We start from the raw sequence: 15,415 nt of genomic DNA on the forward strand, positions 1-15,415 counted from the left end.
TTTTTATCTCCAGTATTAAATTTTATGTTAACCGCATTAAACGAGTTAATCATACCATTATTTTCTTGAGTAGCAAAATTAAAAGAAAAATCTGAAGGATAGAATTGAGGGTTTGTAAATGCAGATGTAGCACTATACTCCCCATCTAAATATTTATATCTATATCCAAAAGATAAAAACCTTTCTTTTATGTTATTTTCAGTTCCGTCACCAAAATTAGTAGGATTGCATTTAGGAGCCTCATAAGGAGACTTTTTGTATAAAGATATATCTTTACTTGTAAAACCATTTATCGTGTAGGATTTGGCTCTATTTACGTTTATACAGCGTATAGAGTTTAAATCGTCAGTCCATATTAATAGTTTTTCTTTATTAAAGGAATTATACACAACGTTTGCTCCAGTTATTTTATGTTTTTTATCAAAGTTTAAAACATTATTTGAACCAGTTCTTGTATCTGATAAAACCACACTAAGCGATTCATTATCTAAAACATTGTATTCATATATGAAATTACCAGTAGAAGATGTTACAAACCAATACAGACATTCATTTCCTTCGTCTGTAGCTGTACCTATCGTTTCTGCATCAGAAGGTAAATTTATATTTGTTAATTTGTCTAGTCCATTTGATTTCTGAACTAAACCTATACTAGAGCCCTCTGAATTGTCAACTAGTACATTTTCAGCGTCAATATACTCCCCATCAGGTATTAAACGAGGATCAAAATCCTTGTTCATTAACCCTCCAACAAAAGTTTCTTTTAACTCCATATTATTTTATCCAGTTACTTCCACCTCTCATAGATTGTAGTATTTCGTCATAACGAACACCCATCATCCTAATCTTTGTGTTGTTTCTAATTGCTCTAAATTCTGTTTTAGCTCTTTGAACTATATATTCTTGAATACCAAATTTATTAGTTAATATCTCATATTTTATAAAATGATATAAAAACTTCTCTGCTAATTTATTTACTTTAGTTTCATTTTCAGATAAATCAGATAATCCATCAGAAACATATTCTATAACTATTGTTCTACCAATTAAATCAGAGCTAAATCTCATAACTCCTAAATTTTTATTTATAATAAAAGTTCCGTTTTGATTAGCTGTTTTACCATCAATACCAAATCTACTTCCATATTGATATGCAGAACCATCATCATTTAAACTAGTTGATTTTGGATTCTTACTATTAATTTCTGTTGTAGAAGTACCTTCTAATGCTTCTCCATTATTATCAAAAAGTATATTGTACTGATTATCTTGTAAATATGCAGTTACAATACCAGATTGATTATTTTGCATTATAGGTCTAAACTTACCATCTTCATCAACCCAACTAATTCTTACGTAATTAACATAATCTTTTGGTATTGGTAATTGTAAATTATCTGGTAAATCTAACTCTAAAGCTTTTATTTCTTTAGCTACGTCATAGTTTAATTCTTGCAAACCTCTTTTTGCATGAAATATAACTTCATATCTTTTGCAGTCATTTATGACTTTATCATCACCAACATACATCATATAAAAGTTATTTATAATATCCTTTAATAATACGTATTGGTAATTACCCCAATTATCATCTTTTGGTGATACACCACTATTTTCATAGTATTCAAAATCTGTCATGTGTTATTGGCTTTTTTGGTCTGCGTGATCTTGGTTTTCAAATGCTACTGCTGCTTGAACTATTTCAGTCTCTCTAATATTGAGACCAGCATATTTTAATATTTTAGCTATTATTTCAAACTTATCATCATAACCTATTTCTAAATCTTGAAATCCTTGTTTAGATGGATTAAATATTGCATTACCTCCTATCATTTCATAAGTCCAATTAGGGTCTTTAGGATTTCTAAAGTAAACTACTTTTACATTACTTATTATTGTCTCAGGGAATACCTTATAATTCTCATCGTATTTAACATAACCAGGATAAAATACACTTGGACCAGCAACGGAATTAGTTAAAAAATAACTTAATTTATCTCTTTGTAGTTCTTCTATTTCGCTACCGTTATATGTTAGACTTATAGTAGTATATAAATCTGATGGAGAAACAAAAAGACCAGTTGTATTATTATATGTTAAATTAGTTGGAGGTACTATAAATACATCCATGTTTTCTTTAGTCTTCTTTAAAATATCTTTATAACTAATCCTAGAGTTTCTTCCTACGATAGCTTTATTATAATCATAAAAGTAATCATCAACAATTTCTTGTTGCGCTTGTTTAGCAAACGTGTTAAATTGCAAGGGAGTTATATACCCACGGCTTTCTTTGTTTAAAACAAAGTCAACCATGTTTCTTACATCGTTAATCATCATAATTAGTTATTTTGTGCAAAGTTAATAAAAAAAAAGCACCCCCTTTCGAGAGTGCTTTACATATAGTCAAACAACTATATGGGGGCGTTATACTTACAATTTATTTGAAATATCAGATAATACATCCATTCCTTGGTCAGTTAAAAAGAATGCTGCTAATGCAGAATACGCATTTTCTCCAAATGGTACAGTTATAATTCTACCACCATCTTTACCACTCCAATTAACAGTTCTTCCATCAGAACTTACATTGATAATATCCATTTGTACAGCTCTAATAGCAATGTTTCTAAACTTGATAGAATCATCATTTACTAAAGAAGTAAATTCTTGTGGATTTTTACTAGCGAAAATTAACATATCTCTTCTTAATTCAGAAGAAGTCATTAATTCTACCTTACCTTTTAATAAAACTCTAGCAATAGCTTCTAAGTCTTCAATAGGCATTTCTCTAACTGTATTTTGAGCATCTAACTTAGCAGTTAATTCATCATACTCTTCAGAAGCTTTTTCTTCAGCATCAAACTCGTAATAAGCATTATTATTATCTGGATGATAAATAGATAAAAACTTTTGTAATTCTACTTGTTCTTTCTTTACATATAAAGAACCATTCTCAAAAATAATAGGGGTAGCTATAGCATATCCATCTTGTTCATCAATGAAAGGAGATGTTTGATTATCACTCCATCTTAATGCGCGATTTACTTTAAACTCTTGGTCAAAATAAAGAAGTGGTTTGTTTGCAGAATGCTTAGAACGAAGCATATAAGAAATTGGTGTTGAATTTCCTTTTAAAAGATAAACTCTATCCTTAAATTCAAATTCTTTTTTAGAAGCAATAGCTTCTTTTTTAATTGGTCTTGCCATGATTAAATTATATTAAAATTAAAGACGCAAAATTACAAATTAATTTTTTAACATAAAAAAACCACTAAAAACTTAAAAAAGAAATTAGTGGTTAAAAAAAATGAGAGAAATTAAAAATTTACTATGCAAATATAAAACAAAAAAGGTAAACCGAAGTCTACCTTTAATGATATTAATAAGAAACTTATTAACTACTATTTTAACAACATAAAGTTGTTAGCACCTAAAACAACCAAAGCTCTTTCAGATAAGAAGTTAACTTGCATCGCATCTAATTCAGAGTTAGAAGCACCACCAGCAGATCCAACGATCCATGATTTATATTTTCTATCTTCTGTTTCAGATTTTCTATAACGTGTGTGTAAGAATGGACGTTTAGCATTTTTACCAAGAACTTGGTCGTAAACTGTCAATGTTCCAGCAGGAACTAATACACCATCGATGTCAGAGATAGAACCTCTAGTTGTAGCATCGTTTAAGTATTTCCAATCAGTTTTGTAGAAATCATAACCTAAGTTAAATCCTTTAAAACCAAGATTCAATGCCATGTCTTGCTCATTGTCGAACAAACCGTAAGAAGCTCCACTTGAACCGAAGTTATTTTGAGCAGCCAATACAGTATCAATCTCGAAAGATGTTTTTCTGTTTACGAACAATACGTTTTCTTGAATAGCACCTTCTTTATCCAACACTTTGATAATGTTTTCTAAGTCAGCTCTTTCAGTGATAGCACCAGTTCCAACGTTACCTCTATTAGCGATTTCGTAGAAAAGACCTTTAGTACCTTTATATCCAGCAGCAGCAACAGCTGAACCAACAGCAGCAGGTTCGCCTTCTACCATAGACATTTCTAGGTAATCTTCAAAACGTAAACGAGTTTCGTGCTCTGATTTCAAATACCAAAGGTATCCAGATGCACCATTTTCAGTTGTAACTTCAATCCAACCAACTTGAGCCATATCAGAACCATTAACCTCGTACTTATCTTTGATGATAATTGGGTTAGTTTCTAAGATATCAGATTTAGCTTCCAAAGAACCAGACATACCGTTAGTTCCTTTTTTGAATTCAGAACCGTAAACGAATACTTTTAAAGCACTAGCAGTAGTACTTAAAGCAGCTAAGTTAGCAGCGCTATAAGGAGCAACAGTAACAGTAACACCATCTACATCGATACCAGTAACTAATGCTTTAATAGTAACTCCGTTAGAAGTATCATTAATAACAACAGTTTGATTCAAACGTACATTGTGAGCCGCTGTGAAAGTAATAGTAGATGAAGTTGCTTTAGTAGCAGTTCCAAATACGTGAAGACGACCTTGCTCACTCCATTTGATTAAATCAGAAGTAGAAGGCATTTCAGCACCTACTAAACGTAAGAAAGATGCGATAGAACGATTACCAAATCTCTCGAATTCTTTTTCGTAAAGGTCTGGTAATTCATGTGACAAAAAGTCAAATGTACCTACGTAGTTAGTAGATAATGTTGCTTTAACTGGAGCTGGAGTCAATTGAGCACCACCAGTAATAGCATTAGTTGAAAAATTTACAGCTTGAGCCATGTTTTGTGTTTGTGTTTAATTATTATTTTCTTTTTCTAATTTTAACACCACCTTCATAATCATCACTTGCAATTACTCTCATTTTAGGAGCATCTCCTTTTTCTGTTACATCTTTGTTATCTCTTATAGACATACTAATATTTTTAGCGTCTTTAATAACAGTGTTAGTAGCATCTGATTTTCCTTGTTCATAAAAGAACTTTGCAAAACCATCAGGGTCTCTAAACATAGCCAAAGCCTTATGATACTGGTGTTCATCTTTTAAGAAACCATTTGAATCCAAATGATTTGAAATAACATTACCAATATCAGATTGAGCATTTTTAGTTTCTAGTACATCACTAGGTTTAAAAACCTGTTTCTTATCTCCTAGATTAAATTCAAAACCTTTGAATTCACTATTAAATAATCTATTGGTTTTATCTAAAAATACCTCTGACCTTTTTTGAGCAATCTCAGCTTCTTTTTTTGAAGTCTCGGTATATTCTTGATAGAAATTAAAAGCTTTTTTATAATCATCAGTAACTTCAGCTGAATTAGACCCTAAATCAACTTTATATTGTTCCTTCAAATCATTCAAATAGCCTTTAGCTCTAAACAATTCTTCTTTTAACGCAACCTTTTTCTTTTTAATATCTCTTTCGTCATCAATATCTTCATCAAAAGAATACTCTTCTTCTAATAAATAATCAATATCTTCATCGTCAAGATGAGGTTTTGTTTGTTTGTAATATTCTTTAAGAACATTAACGTCACTCTCTGAGTTCCAATCCTTATTTATTTTAAGGTAATTGTCAACACCAAACTCCATAAGTTTCCTTACATCTTCTGGTAACTCAGCTTTTTCTTTTTGTGTAAGAACTTCATCTAAAGAATCGTATTCTTTTTGATACCTTTCTTTTAAATAACTTAATACTCTTGCATCATCAATATCTTGAGGCTGAGTATTATCTGTTAACGTATCATCAACTTCTGATTCTTGCTCTACAGTATCACCTATAGTAGTGTTATCTGAATTGTCAATTACAATCGTATCATCTACAATTGTTTCATCTACGTTGTTTTGTACTTCACTATCGTCATCTAAGACTTTAAAAGTAAATCCTTCCATTATATTAAATATTAAATTAAATTTTTTGCAAAGTTATGGATAATTTTTATTCCATTTTGAATAGATCATCAAACTCGCTAGTATCCTCATCTTGACCAAAATCAATAGGACTTCCTTTTTGATCTCTTTGATTAATTAGTTTAGATTGTTGAGATGCTTGAATTTTTGTTCTTTTATCTTTTCTATCTTCTCTATCCTGTTCTCTTTGTTTTAATATCTCTAAATCTTGTTGTTTAGAATCTCCTTTAAAACCAAGTTCCATTTGAAGTAGTTGTGATTTGTATTCAAAATCAAGTTGCATTTTTTCTTTATCCATCTCATGTTTCATTTTTTCTAACTCAGATTCAGTTTGAAATTCTGTTTGAGTTACTTGCATTTTTGCTTGAGATGTAGCTTGTGCTAATTGAGCTTGTGAAGCAGCTTGAGAATCATAATTTTTCTTTTGTAATTCTTGGTCTCTCTCTTCTTTTCTTTTCTTTTTAAGTTTTAATAATTGAGAAGCTATTTTAATGTTTTTTACATTTCTAATATCTATCGCATCATCAATTTCAATTTTACCAGAAGCTAAAGCAGCTTGTATATTTTGATTTAACATTTGAGTTTCTTCCTCATCTGGTAATAAATCAATAAATATTCCAAAATTATATAAATGTAATTCTTTTATATTATTTAAAACATCTATAGAACCACTTCCAATCATTGTAGCAAAATCTTCTTTAATATCAGAGTATTCTAACACATCAGACATTCTATAACAAATACATTCAGCTATTCTTTTAGTCATGAATAAACCACTTTGTAGTACATGTTTTGTAGCTGTATTTGAATTTAAAGCTGCTAATTTTTGAATACCAACTAAACTATTTTCGTCTGGCATACTACCGTCTCTAGCTTCATTTAATCCAGTTACAGACCTAATCATACCTAGATATTGATTATACATGTTAACTAATGATTGTATTTTAGCATTTGCCCCAGAAGCTGTTAATTCTTGAACTGGTATTTTACCATTGTTAAATTCCCCATCTTCAGTAAAACTTCTACCTACTACACTACCTGTTTGGAAATATAAATTTAAAGCTTCCTCTGGAGTATAAGAATTACCATTACCTAAATTTATAGAACTTAAACCATCAATATCAATATACACACCATCTGGTTTCATACTTGATATTACTTGTTGTAATTTTAAATGTGTTAATTGTATTTGATCTGCAAAAGGAATCATTCTTTTAACTAAAGAATCAATTGAACCTCTATACATTCTAGGTGCTGATACCACATAAGGAGGGTATACTTTAGATATAGAAGATTTAGGTCTAACCATATTCTTCATTACCTCCCATTTTAATATATAATTAGTACCTAATACTAATACTCCTTCAAACCAAACATCTATTCTTTTAGATATTTTTTCAAATTGAGCATCTTCTGTTTTAGGTGATTTAAAAGAATCATCTCTTTTAATTACTTTATCACCACCATTAATATTCTTTTTCTTTTTATAAACAATATTCATATCTGTTTTAAAAGCAAAGAACAATAATGTAGCACTATTATTATTTAGGTTTCCACCAAGAGTATTACCACCTTGTATATTTTGATAAGCATCCCATTTAGATGCCAATTTTGATATTTCTTTTATATCTTTTTGTGATAAACTTGGATTTATTTTTTTTAATTCTGTAATATTTACATTTTTAACTTCTCCGTAATAATAACAGTCTTGAAATGTAGGGTCTTCTGTTGGAGACCAAACCATATTAGCTGGATCACAATATTCAATTTTAATACCATTATGAGTATCGAAAGAATGTTTAGCAGCAGATACACCCAATACAGTAGCGTCTTCGTCTAATCTTCTTTTTGTTAATTCGTAATTATTAATTTTAAGTACATTCTCTATAGATTTTTCCTCAGCTATTTCTATCTCGTCTTTATAGAATTCCATGTGAAGATCTAACTCCTGTTTGTTTTGAGGCATTTCATCTTCTGGTATTGGAAATAAATCCATTCCAAATAAATTCTTAGCATCTTGCAAAATAGGTTTAGCAACCATTGCTTTTTCAAGCTCAAACTTATATCTAGTTTTTTTATCTGAAGATATACTATCTATAGCATCTGCTCTAATTTCAAATAATCTATTAGACATTCCATTAACAACGATGTCAACAAATTTAGGAATAATAGGTACTGGAGTCCAGTCTAAGTTTAAATATGATATGTCTCCATTGACACTCATTTCTTTTTTATACTTTTGAACTGGTTGTTCTCCTCTTGCGTATAATCTTAATTTATGAAAATGATCTCTATTGGTATAAAACCTAGAACCATTTAAAGAAGTTTTTCTAAACCATTCTCCTTGAATTGCATGTCCTACGCTTCTACCGTATTCTTCGCTTAATTTAGTAGCATCGTCAGCTAATTGGTCTGGAAAATATACATTAGGTACTGAAAATTCTTGACTCATATTTATTTTAGTAATTCGCTTTGTAATCCTTTATTGGAATATCTTGCAAAATTAAACATTATTTTTTTATTATCTCTAATGGGTTTAGATACATACGTTTGATTAGCCATTATAGCAAAACCACTACTAATAGTAGCATCAAATTTAGTTCTATTAGTTATATCATAATTAGCCCAATCAAGTAAAGTTCTATTGAAAAACATACTACCCATTTTTCCAGCTTCTCTAAACTGACCACTATAATCTATTCCTACATACTGATCTATATAGGCTTCTAATGCATTTGCGTGTAATTCAATTACTTGAGTAGATGAAGGTATTCCTCCCAATTCTTTCTCAGAACTACTTAAATCATTTTTGTGTTTATCTGGTCTTCTTAAACAAAAACCAGTATATCCTCTATTATAAAAATATCTTAATTGACCAACTTTATTATTCTCTATAAGTATTGGCATACCATAAAAAACACAAGCCATTAAGCAATCTTCATAAAACTCCTCAGATGTTCTTGGTCTTGCTATATATTCTAAAAAGAAAAAGTTACTTGGAGCATCATCCATATTAAACTTTGTAAGTCCATGTAAAGACCCTTTTGAACCACCACCACCTACAACACCAGATATATCATACGTATCACATCCAAATGCACCAACATGTACATTTCCTGGATATTTCTTACCGTTTTTTATCTCTATTTTGTTAATCATATCTTTATTTGGAAACCAAGTAACCTTAAAATTACCATCCCTACTAGGAATCCAAACAACTTCTGTATCTTTAACTCCATTCTTCCAAGCAAACTTACCAGTATTTACAACTTGATTTATTTCTAATCCATCATTATAATCTATTTGCTCATATATTTTAGCTAAATCATATAGTGAATTTTTAGCCTCATCTCTAAATGCGTGACTCTCTGTTCTGGGAAATTGTCTATAGAATTCATTTAAAGCGTCAGAATTGCTTTTTAAGGCACTAACTTCGTTCTCCCAGTAATCTATAACACCTGTATAAATAAAACCTCCCTGAATGTCTCTAATTGGCTTATCAGGCGTTCTAAATACTGGATGACCATATACATCTATATAACCTTCAAAATTCCATTCCATAGGGATAAACAAAGCGTATAATCCACTAAGTGTTTGTCCATTTGCATTTCTTTTTTTAACATCTGAATCGTTATATAAAGATTTGTAATTTCCACCACCTTTTGCTATTGAATTTGATGTAGAACCCATCATACATTTCCCTATGATTCTTCTACCTAAACGCAAACATGTTTTAGTTACCCTCCAATTATTAAGAATATTGTTAGGAACTTCCCATTTTCCACTTTCGTCATGTACAAGTCTAAGTAATTTTTCCCCATCATAACTATTGTCAGCTGTATTTTTCCAGTCAATAGTAGTATCTAATCCATCAACATCATCCTTTAAAGATGACATATTATTTTTTGTTATTTTAGATGCTGGTACACGATAAGCTAATTCAGTCTTAGGCTTGTCCATACCATCCATAATTGGTTTAAAAAAGAATGGGTAATTACCAGATATAGGAACTACTTTATCTGTAAACATCTTTTTAGCATCATTACCAGTTTTTGACAATATACCTAAACGACTATCTCTTGCAAGTGTAGCTGTGTTTACTAATTCAGCAGATGACATAAATGAAAAACCAGAACGTCTATTTTTTAAATAACACATCCCATAACTTCTTTCATCTGCTATACATGCTTCCCAAAATAAAAAGAATACTCTATTTGCCTCTCTAAATTCAGCATGTCCAACATCTATTTTTGTCCACTGCAAATACATGTAATGAGTACCACTTATATAAGTAGGGATTCCATTGTTATAAAACCAGAAACCTTCTTCTCTTCTGTCGAATTCACCCTCTATGTAAGCTACGTATTTATTTTTAAATTCATTAGGATATTCATTCCATTGGAATACAGAGTTTATTTTTTGTAACTCTTTAGGATATTCAAATGATTCCCAATATTGCTCCTCTTTTTTTCTATCCCTCTTATATATATTTTTTGGTGTAGATGGGAGTGCTACATGTAATCCTTGTATCTCATAAACTTCTCCAATAGTACCATCTTTAGATATAACAACAACATCAAATTCTGGATTGTATCCGTAATTCCATGATTTTTTTTTGTTTAATCTATCTATATCTTTAGAATCTATTTTATCTATTATCCTAAATAGACTATTATCTTCCTTTACTTCTTTTTTCTGCGAATGATTGGAATTTGACTTCATCTACCTCTTCTTTTTGATTACCTTCAAGCATATTTTTTTCAGTCTCTATCTTTGATAAAATATAAAATGCATCATCTAAAGCAGTTTTCTTTGCTAAAACAGCATTCCTCATCTTATCAGCAGATATATCATCTAATGTATCATCAGATATGATTTCATCAGCAAGAACCTTTATAAGTTCTATAACAGACTTATAAGCTGCCTCTATAATCATTTCTTTTAATTGTGCGTGATCGTGTTTCATAATTCACTTAATTCTATTACAACATCTCTATCATACATTCTATAAATTTTTTCACCATCTATTTCAAACTCATATTCACTATTTTTTGTAAATGCAACAAGACTACCACTTTTTAATTTTAAATTTTCTTCTTGATGTTTACTTGGATATACAATAACGCCAATATGCTTCTCTTCTTTTTCTACAGAATTCAATAATTGATCTTGTATTTTTGCAATTGGTCTTACAAAACAATAGTTTAAATGAGACTTCCATACTCCATTGGATTTATAAAGATATATCCTATTAGGATCAACTATGTATAATTCATCTCTAAAGAATTCTGGAGATTTAGTTTGTCTTCCTTTCATATCGTGATATGTTCTAAATATGTTATGATGAATAACAACAATATCACCTACGCTTATATCTCCTTTGTAAAATGTTGGTAATTCAATTACTACAGCAACTCTATTAACATACTTAGCTAAATCAAGAGATGTGTTAAAAGTAAACTCTACACCTCCAATATTTTTTGTATTAGAGTATTGTTCTCCTACTGGAGATATTATAAAATTATATGGCGCTTTCATTAGAAATTAATATTAAATTCTAATACCATTGGTGTGTTGTTATTTATTTGCTTCCAACAAAGAATCTCTTTGTTTTTTTCAATCCATATAACAATACCATCTTCTATTTTTTGTATTGCGTGTATTACATAGTCTCCAAATATTGATTGACCAACTACATAATGCATAGAGTTTTTGTAGTCATTTCCTATGCTGACTTTTCTTATTTCTTGCATTTTATTAAATTTTAAAAGCCACCTGTTAAGATGGCTTATTTTTTATTCTCCTTTAGTTTCCTTATGAGTGTAAACTCCAGTAGATACATCAATATCTATTTCTCCATACTGATCTTTTAAATCTGCTCTGAATTTAGAATACTCTTCATCTATTTTAGCTATTTGAGAAAGCAAAGATGATTTTTGAAATTCATATTGAAGTGATAGTCCACCAAAAAAATTTTTTCCTTTTTCTAGATTTTCTTCAAAACCTTGAATCTTAGATAATTGATGTTCTGTGATACGGTTTTCAACCATATCAATGATTTTTCTTTCTTTTGTCATTTTGATTTAATTTAATTTATTGTGCAAATATAATTATTTTATTTAAAGTAATTTAAAAATGGAAATATAATTTTTCCGTATTTTTCTAATAACCATATAATTACAATTGGTATTAAAAACCAAAGATACATCCAATAATTAGTTTCTTTTTTTATATGTTTATCAAAAGAATCTTTTTTATCTTCTCTTTTTACATTTAACTTTTTTACAGAAGAAATTTTAGTTGTACTTTTTGTTTTATCTACACTTGTTTTTTTAATCTTTTTACTTTTTATTATAACATTTTTAAACGTTTTACCGCAAACCTCCATAGGTTTTAAACTATTAATAGGTGTATATTCTATCTCGTCAATTGATTCATTTACAAATACATTATTATCTTTAACATACGTACCATCTGTTTTAATTACAATACTGCTATCTGTTTTTGTATTTGAAGAAGATTTTGAAAAATCAACTTTTCTAGCTCCACAAGAAAGTAATGCTGTTAATATTAATATTCCAATTATTTTATTTATCATTTTGTAAAATATAAAGCAGATTCTTTTATTCTTCTATTAGTTAAACCATCAATAACTTTTCCATCTTGTTTATTCCATCTTAAAAATTGTTTTGCTATGTTAGCATCATTAGGATTTATATTAACAAGTTTTAATATAGTTGAAGTTTCAAATTGATGTATTCCTATATTATATGCTAAACTAACTAATGCATTAAATTGATTAGTGCTTAATTCTTTTCTTATTAACTTAGATACTTTTAAAGAAAATTTATCTGCTAATTGTTCTAAATAAGTTATAGCTGTATCTCTCGTTATTTTTTTATCATCTATAGAAACTTTTTTTCCATTTGGATAAAATGTCATTCCAAAACCAATTGTTGCTATACCTTTTTCTTTTTCATCTTTAGTAGCATAATAAGGTCTGTCACTAAATCCTTCAAATTCAGCTATTAAATTTACTCCTTTATCGTTTAATCTCATTGCGTTATTTCGTTTATATCAGATTTAATTTCTTTTGCTCTATTAAATGTTGATTTCAATAAACTCCATACATCTATTTTATAAGATTCCTCTATGTTTTCCTTTATTGATACTAACTCTGTAAAGATAAGAAGAATTGCGCATATTTTAGTAAACATAAAATCAAATCCAAATGCGTGTTTAACAAATTCATTCAAGACAAATTTATCAATTAGAAACAAAAAAACTATACATATTTCGTATAGTGCCATTTTTGATATTACATTGGATAGTGGTCGGCTTCTGATAGATTTCCACCCATTTAATTTTACTGATTTGAAAATACCTGTAAAGGTATCTAAGAATATCGCACTACCTACAGCTATTAATAAGCCGTAGATAGGTACGAATAATAGAATTAATGAAGCAAATATGTAATTCAAATACTTCATTACTTAAATAGAGGCAGAATTTGAGCTTTTAATAAAACTGTAAATCCTTCGTGTTGTTTAATGAAACTTTTTAATACCTCAGCATCAGATAAATCAATATCTAATACTTTACCATTATTTAACTTTGTAGCCCAATCCCAGTACTTTAAAGCATCTCCTTTAGTTTCAGCAACTAATGTATTTGCAAGTAATTTTCCTACATTAGCATTTGGAATTACTTTTCCATCTAAATCTTTTAAATCAAAATTAAAATCTAATTTCATAATTTTTGTTTATTTATGGTTTGAACTACAAATGTAGTAAAAATTTAGTTATTAAGTAAACTTAATTGTACCATTATAGGGTTATTTATTAAATAAATAGCCTCTTCAATTTGTTTCTCCATTGCTGAAATATCTAAAACTGAACCTAACCAACCTAAAACAATCTCTTGATTTAGATCTTCAAAAGGAATAAACCCTTCTTCAGATGGTTTTGGAAAGCTCTGCGCTCCATATAGTTCACTTGAGATATTATTTTCATCAGTACCTATCAATCTCCAGTGAACTGTTTGAATAATCTTAGTCATTCCATCCTCAGCAATTATACATTCGCAGGGGTCTGTAATCCATTTGTAAGTAATCATTTTTTATATTTTTTCGTTATACAATTGTGGGGCATTCTATATCGAAATGGGATTTTTATTTATTTTTTAAAGTTTCAATTTCCAATTTTAATTCTTTTATTGCTTGTACTAAAATAGGTACTAATTTAGAGTAATCAACTTGTTGCATATTTTTACCGTCTTTTTCTCCAGTAACAACTGAAGGGACTATGTCTTGTAATTCGTGAGCCAATACTCCATAAGACCTATCGTTATATCCTTTCCATTTATAATCATAAATATTTATTTTAGATATTAAATCAATACCGTTAATAGGTTTTAAATCTTCTTTTAATCTATAATCAGAAGTAACATTGTAAGAAACAGTTGAACCTGTATTTTGCGTAATAGAACCAATTTCAGAACCTCCAGAATTCACAAAACTTATAAGTCTTGAACCAGTTGAAGCATAAAGGGTTCTTAATTGCAAAATATCTTGTACTGAACCATCGGCATCAATTCTCATTTTTCCAGTTCCTGATGTAGTACCAATTAAAACGTTACCACCTGAAGTAATACGCATACGTTCGGTAGCATTTGTTCCAAAAGTCAAAGGAAAAGAACCATCATTTGTAATATTGAAACCGCCAGAAGGATAATAAGAATTAAAACCATACCTTGAATAAGTATTATTTGCAGAATTATAAGACAAAAAATCTGAATTTACGTTTCTTATATCCCCTGCAACGTCTAATTTAACACTTGGACTTGTTGTTCCTATACCTACGCTGCCACTTGAAGTAATATACATTCTATCAATACCGCCAGTTGTTAAAGCTAATGGAGTATAAGAACCTAAATTTCCATAATTTGATGAAATTCTTGCAATAGAACCAGTATGAGCTAATGCTATAAAATTATTATTTGTAGATGCTAAAACAGAAATACCCTCATAATCTAAAGCAGTAGTTTGTTTTACTAAAAAATTAACGTTTCCTAATCCTAAAGTAGTTGTTGAACCTAAAAGTACGTTTGTACCATTATCATAAATCAAACTATTACCTAAAGCATTAGCTCCAGTAAATTTAGGTATGTAGTTAGTTGTTCCTGTTCCACTTACTAAAATACCATTTGAATTAGAAGCGATACCAGCATCGTTAATAAGAAAAACATTTACACCATTCTTTTGAATTGTAATCGGAGAAGTTGTTACTCCAGTATCATTATTTATAAGTAAACCGTATAATGAACCAGCAGAGTTATTAATTCTTAAGGCACGACCTCCAGTATTTGCAATTTCTATTGCACTAATAGCAGTTGAAACATTAAATGTTTTTGTTCCACTAATACTTTCATTTCCAGTAGTATGAACAACTCCAGAATTTAAAGCATAAGTATTTGAATCAACTGAACCATCAGCTTTTAAAAATTGAGAAGATGTACC

Annotated in this window: 17 protein-coding genes and 1 pseudogene; all 18 read right to left on the reverse strand. The window is 29.3% G+C overall.

The window, feature by feature from the left end; all coding sequences use genetic code 11:
* Window positions 1-773 (reverse strand): annotated as a pseudogene (locus tag Q0L44_RS04875) (fibronectin type III domain-containing protein); the annotation flags it as partial.
* A 1-nt stretch (window position 774) separates the two neighbouring features.
* Window positions 775-1,638, reverse strand: coding sequence for a hypothetical protein (locus Q0L44_RS04880; protein ID WP_296636042.1), 864 nt, complete (start codon window positions 1,636-1,638; stop codon window positions 775-777).
* A 3-nt stretch (window positions 1,639-1,641) separates the two neighbouring features.
* Entirely contained in the window at window positions 1,642-2,337 is a 696-nt protein-coding gene (locus Q0L44_RS04885; protein WP_296636046.1) for a hypothetical protein, read from the reverse strand.
* A 93-nt stretch (window positions 2,338-2,430) separates the two neighbouring features.
* Complete coding sequence (locus Q0L44_RS04890) at window positions 2,431-3,207, reverse strand: hypothetical protein (protein ID WP_296636048.1); 777 nt, start codon at window positions 3,205-3,207, stop codon at window positions 2,431-2,433.
* Between the two features lie 194 nt (window positions 3,208-3,401).
* Window positions 3,402-4,769, reverse strand: coding sequence for a hypothetical protein (locus Q0L44_RS04895; RefSeq protein ID WP_296636051.1), 1,368 nt, complete (start codon window positions 4,767-4,769; stop codon window positions 3,402-3,404).
* A gap of 22 nt (window positions 4,770-4,791) precedes the next feature.
* Entirely contained in the window at window positions 4,792-5,880 is a 1,089-nt protein-coding gene (locus Q0L44_RS04900) for a hypothetical protein (protein ID WP_296636053.1), read from the reverse strand.
* A gap of 46 nt (window positions 5,881-5,926) precedes the next feature.
* Complete coding sequence (locus Q0L44_RS04905; protein ID WP_296636056.1) at window positions 5,927-8,350, reverse strand: hypothetical protein; 2,424 nt, start codon at window positions 8,348-8,350, stop codon at window positions 5,927-5,929.
* Between the two features lie 2 nt (window positions 8,351-8,352).
* A complete protein-coding gene (locus Q0L44_RS04910) occupies window positions 8,353-10,620 on the reverse strand; it encodes a hypothetical protein (protein ID WP_296636059.1) in 2,268 nt (755 codons plus the stop codon).
* Window positions 10,571-10,864: a hypothetical protein gene (locus Q0L44_RS04915; protein ID WP_296636062.1), complete on the reverse strand. Its 294-nt coding sequence runs from the start codon at window positions 10,862-10,864 to the stop codon at window positions 10,571-10,573. The genes Q0L44_RS04910 and Q0L44_RS04915 overlap by 50 nt, the downstream gene beginning before the upstream one ends.
* The gene (locus Q0L44_RS04920) at window positions 10,861-11,436 is read right to left on the reverse strand and encodes a hypothetical protein (protein WP_296636064.1); all 576 of its coding nucleotides are present in this window, start codon (window positions 11,434-11,436) and stop codon (window positions 10,861-10,863) included. The genes Q0L44_RS04915 and Q0L44_RS04920 overlap by 4 nt, the downstream gene beginning before the upstream one ends.
* Entirely contained in the window at window positions 11,436-11,651 is a 216-nt protein-coding gene (locus Q0L44_RS04925) for a hypothetical protein (protein ID WP_296636066.1), read from the reverse strand. Before Q0L44_RS04925 ends, Q0L44_RS04920 begins: the two co-directional genes overlap by 1 nt.
* A 42-nt stretch (window positions 11,652-11,693) precedes the next feature.
* The gene (locus tag Q0L44_RS04930) at window positions 11,694-11,975 is read right to left on the reverse strand and encodes a hypothetical protein (protein ID WP_296636068.1); all 282 of its coding nucleotides are present in this window, start codon (window positions 11,973-11,975) and stop codon (window positions 11,694-11,696) included.
* A gap of 38 nt (window positions 11,976-12,013) precedes the next feature.
* Complete coding sequence (locus tag Q0L44_RS04935; RefSeq protein WP_296636071.1) at window positions 12,014-12,496, reverse strand: hypothetical protein; 483 nt, start codon at window positions 12,494-12,496, stop codon at window positions 12,014-12,016.
* On the reverse strand, window positions 12,493-12,957 hold the full coding sequence (locus Q0L44_RS04940; protein ID WP_296636073.1) for a lysozyme: 465 nt from the start codon (window positions 12,955-12,957) through the stop codon (window positions 12,493-12,495). The genes Q0L44_RS04935 and Q0L44_RS04940 overlap by 4 nt, the downstream gene beginning before the upstream one ends.
* On the reverse strand, window positions 12,954-13,388 hold the full coding sequence (locus Q0L44_RS11550) for a phage holin family protein (RefSeq protein ID WP_366051276.1): 435 nt from the start codon (window positions 13,386-13,388) through the stop codon (window positions 12,954-12,956). The genes Q0L44_RS04940 and Q0L44_RS11550 overlap by 4 nt, the downstream gene beginning before the upstream one ends.
* Window positions 13,388-13,651 (reverse strand): hypothetical protein, encoded by a 264-nt coding sequence (locus Q0L44_RS04945; RefSeq protein WP_296636075.1) that lies wholly within the window; start codon window positions 13,649-13,651, stop codon window positions 13,388-13,390. The genes Q0L44_RS11550 and Q0L44_RS04945 overlap by 1 nt, the downstream gene beginning before the upstream one ends.
* Window positions 13,652-13,695: 44 nt before the next feature.
* Complete coding sequence (locus tag Q0L44_RS04950; protein WP_296636081.1) at window positions 13,696-14,013, reverse strand: hypothetical protein; 318 nt, start codon at window positions 14,011-14,013, stop codon at window positions 13,696-13,698.
* Window positions 14,014-14,068: 55 nt separating this feature from the next.
* Window positions 14,069-15,415, reverse strand: a 1,347-nt coding sequence (locus Q0L44_RS04955; protein WP_296636084.1) for a tail fiber domain-containing protein, incomplete at its 5' end; no start/stop codon positions are given.

Source organism: Polaribacter sp. (genome assembly GCF_024639685.1).
Lineage (GTDB): Bacteria > Bacteroidota > Bacteroidia > Flavobacteriales > Flavobacteriaceae > Polaribacter.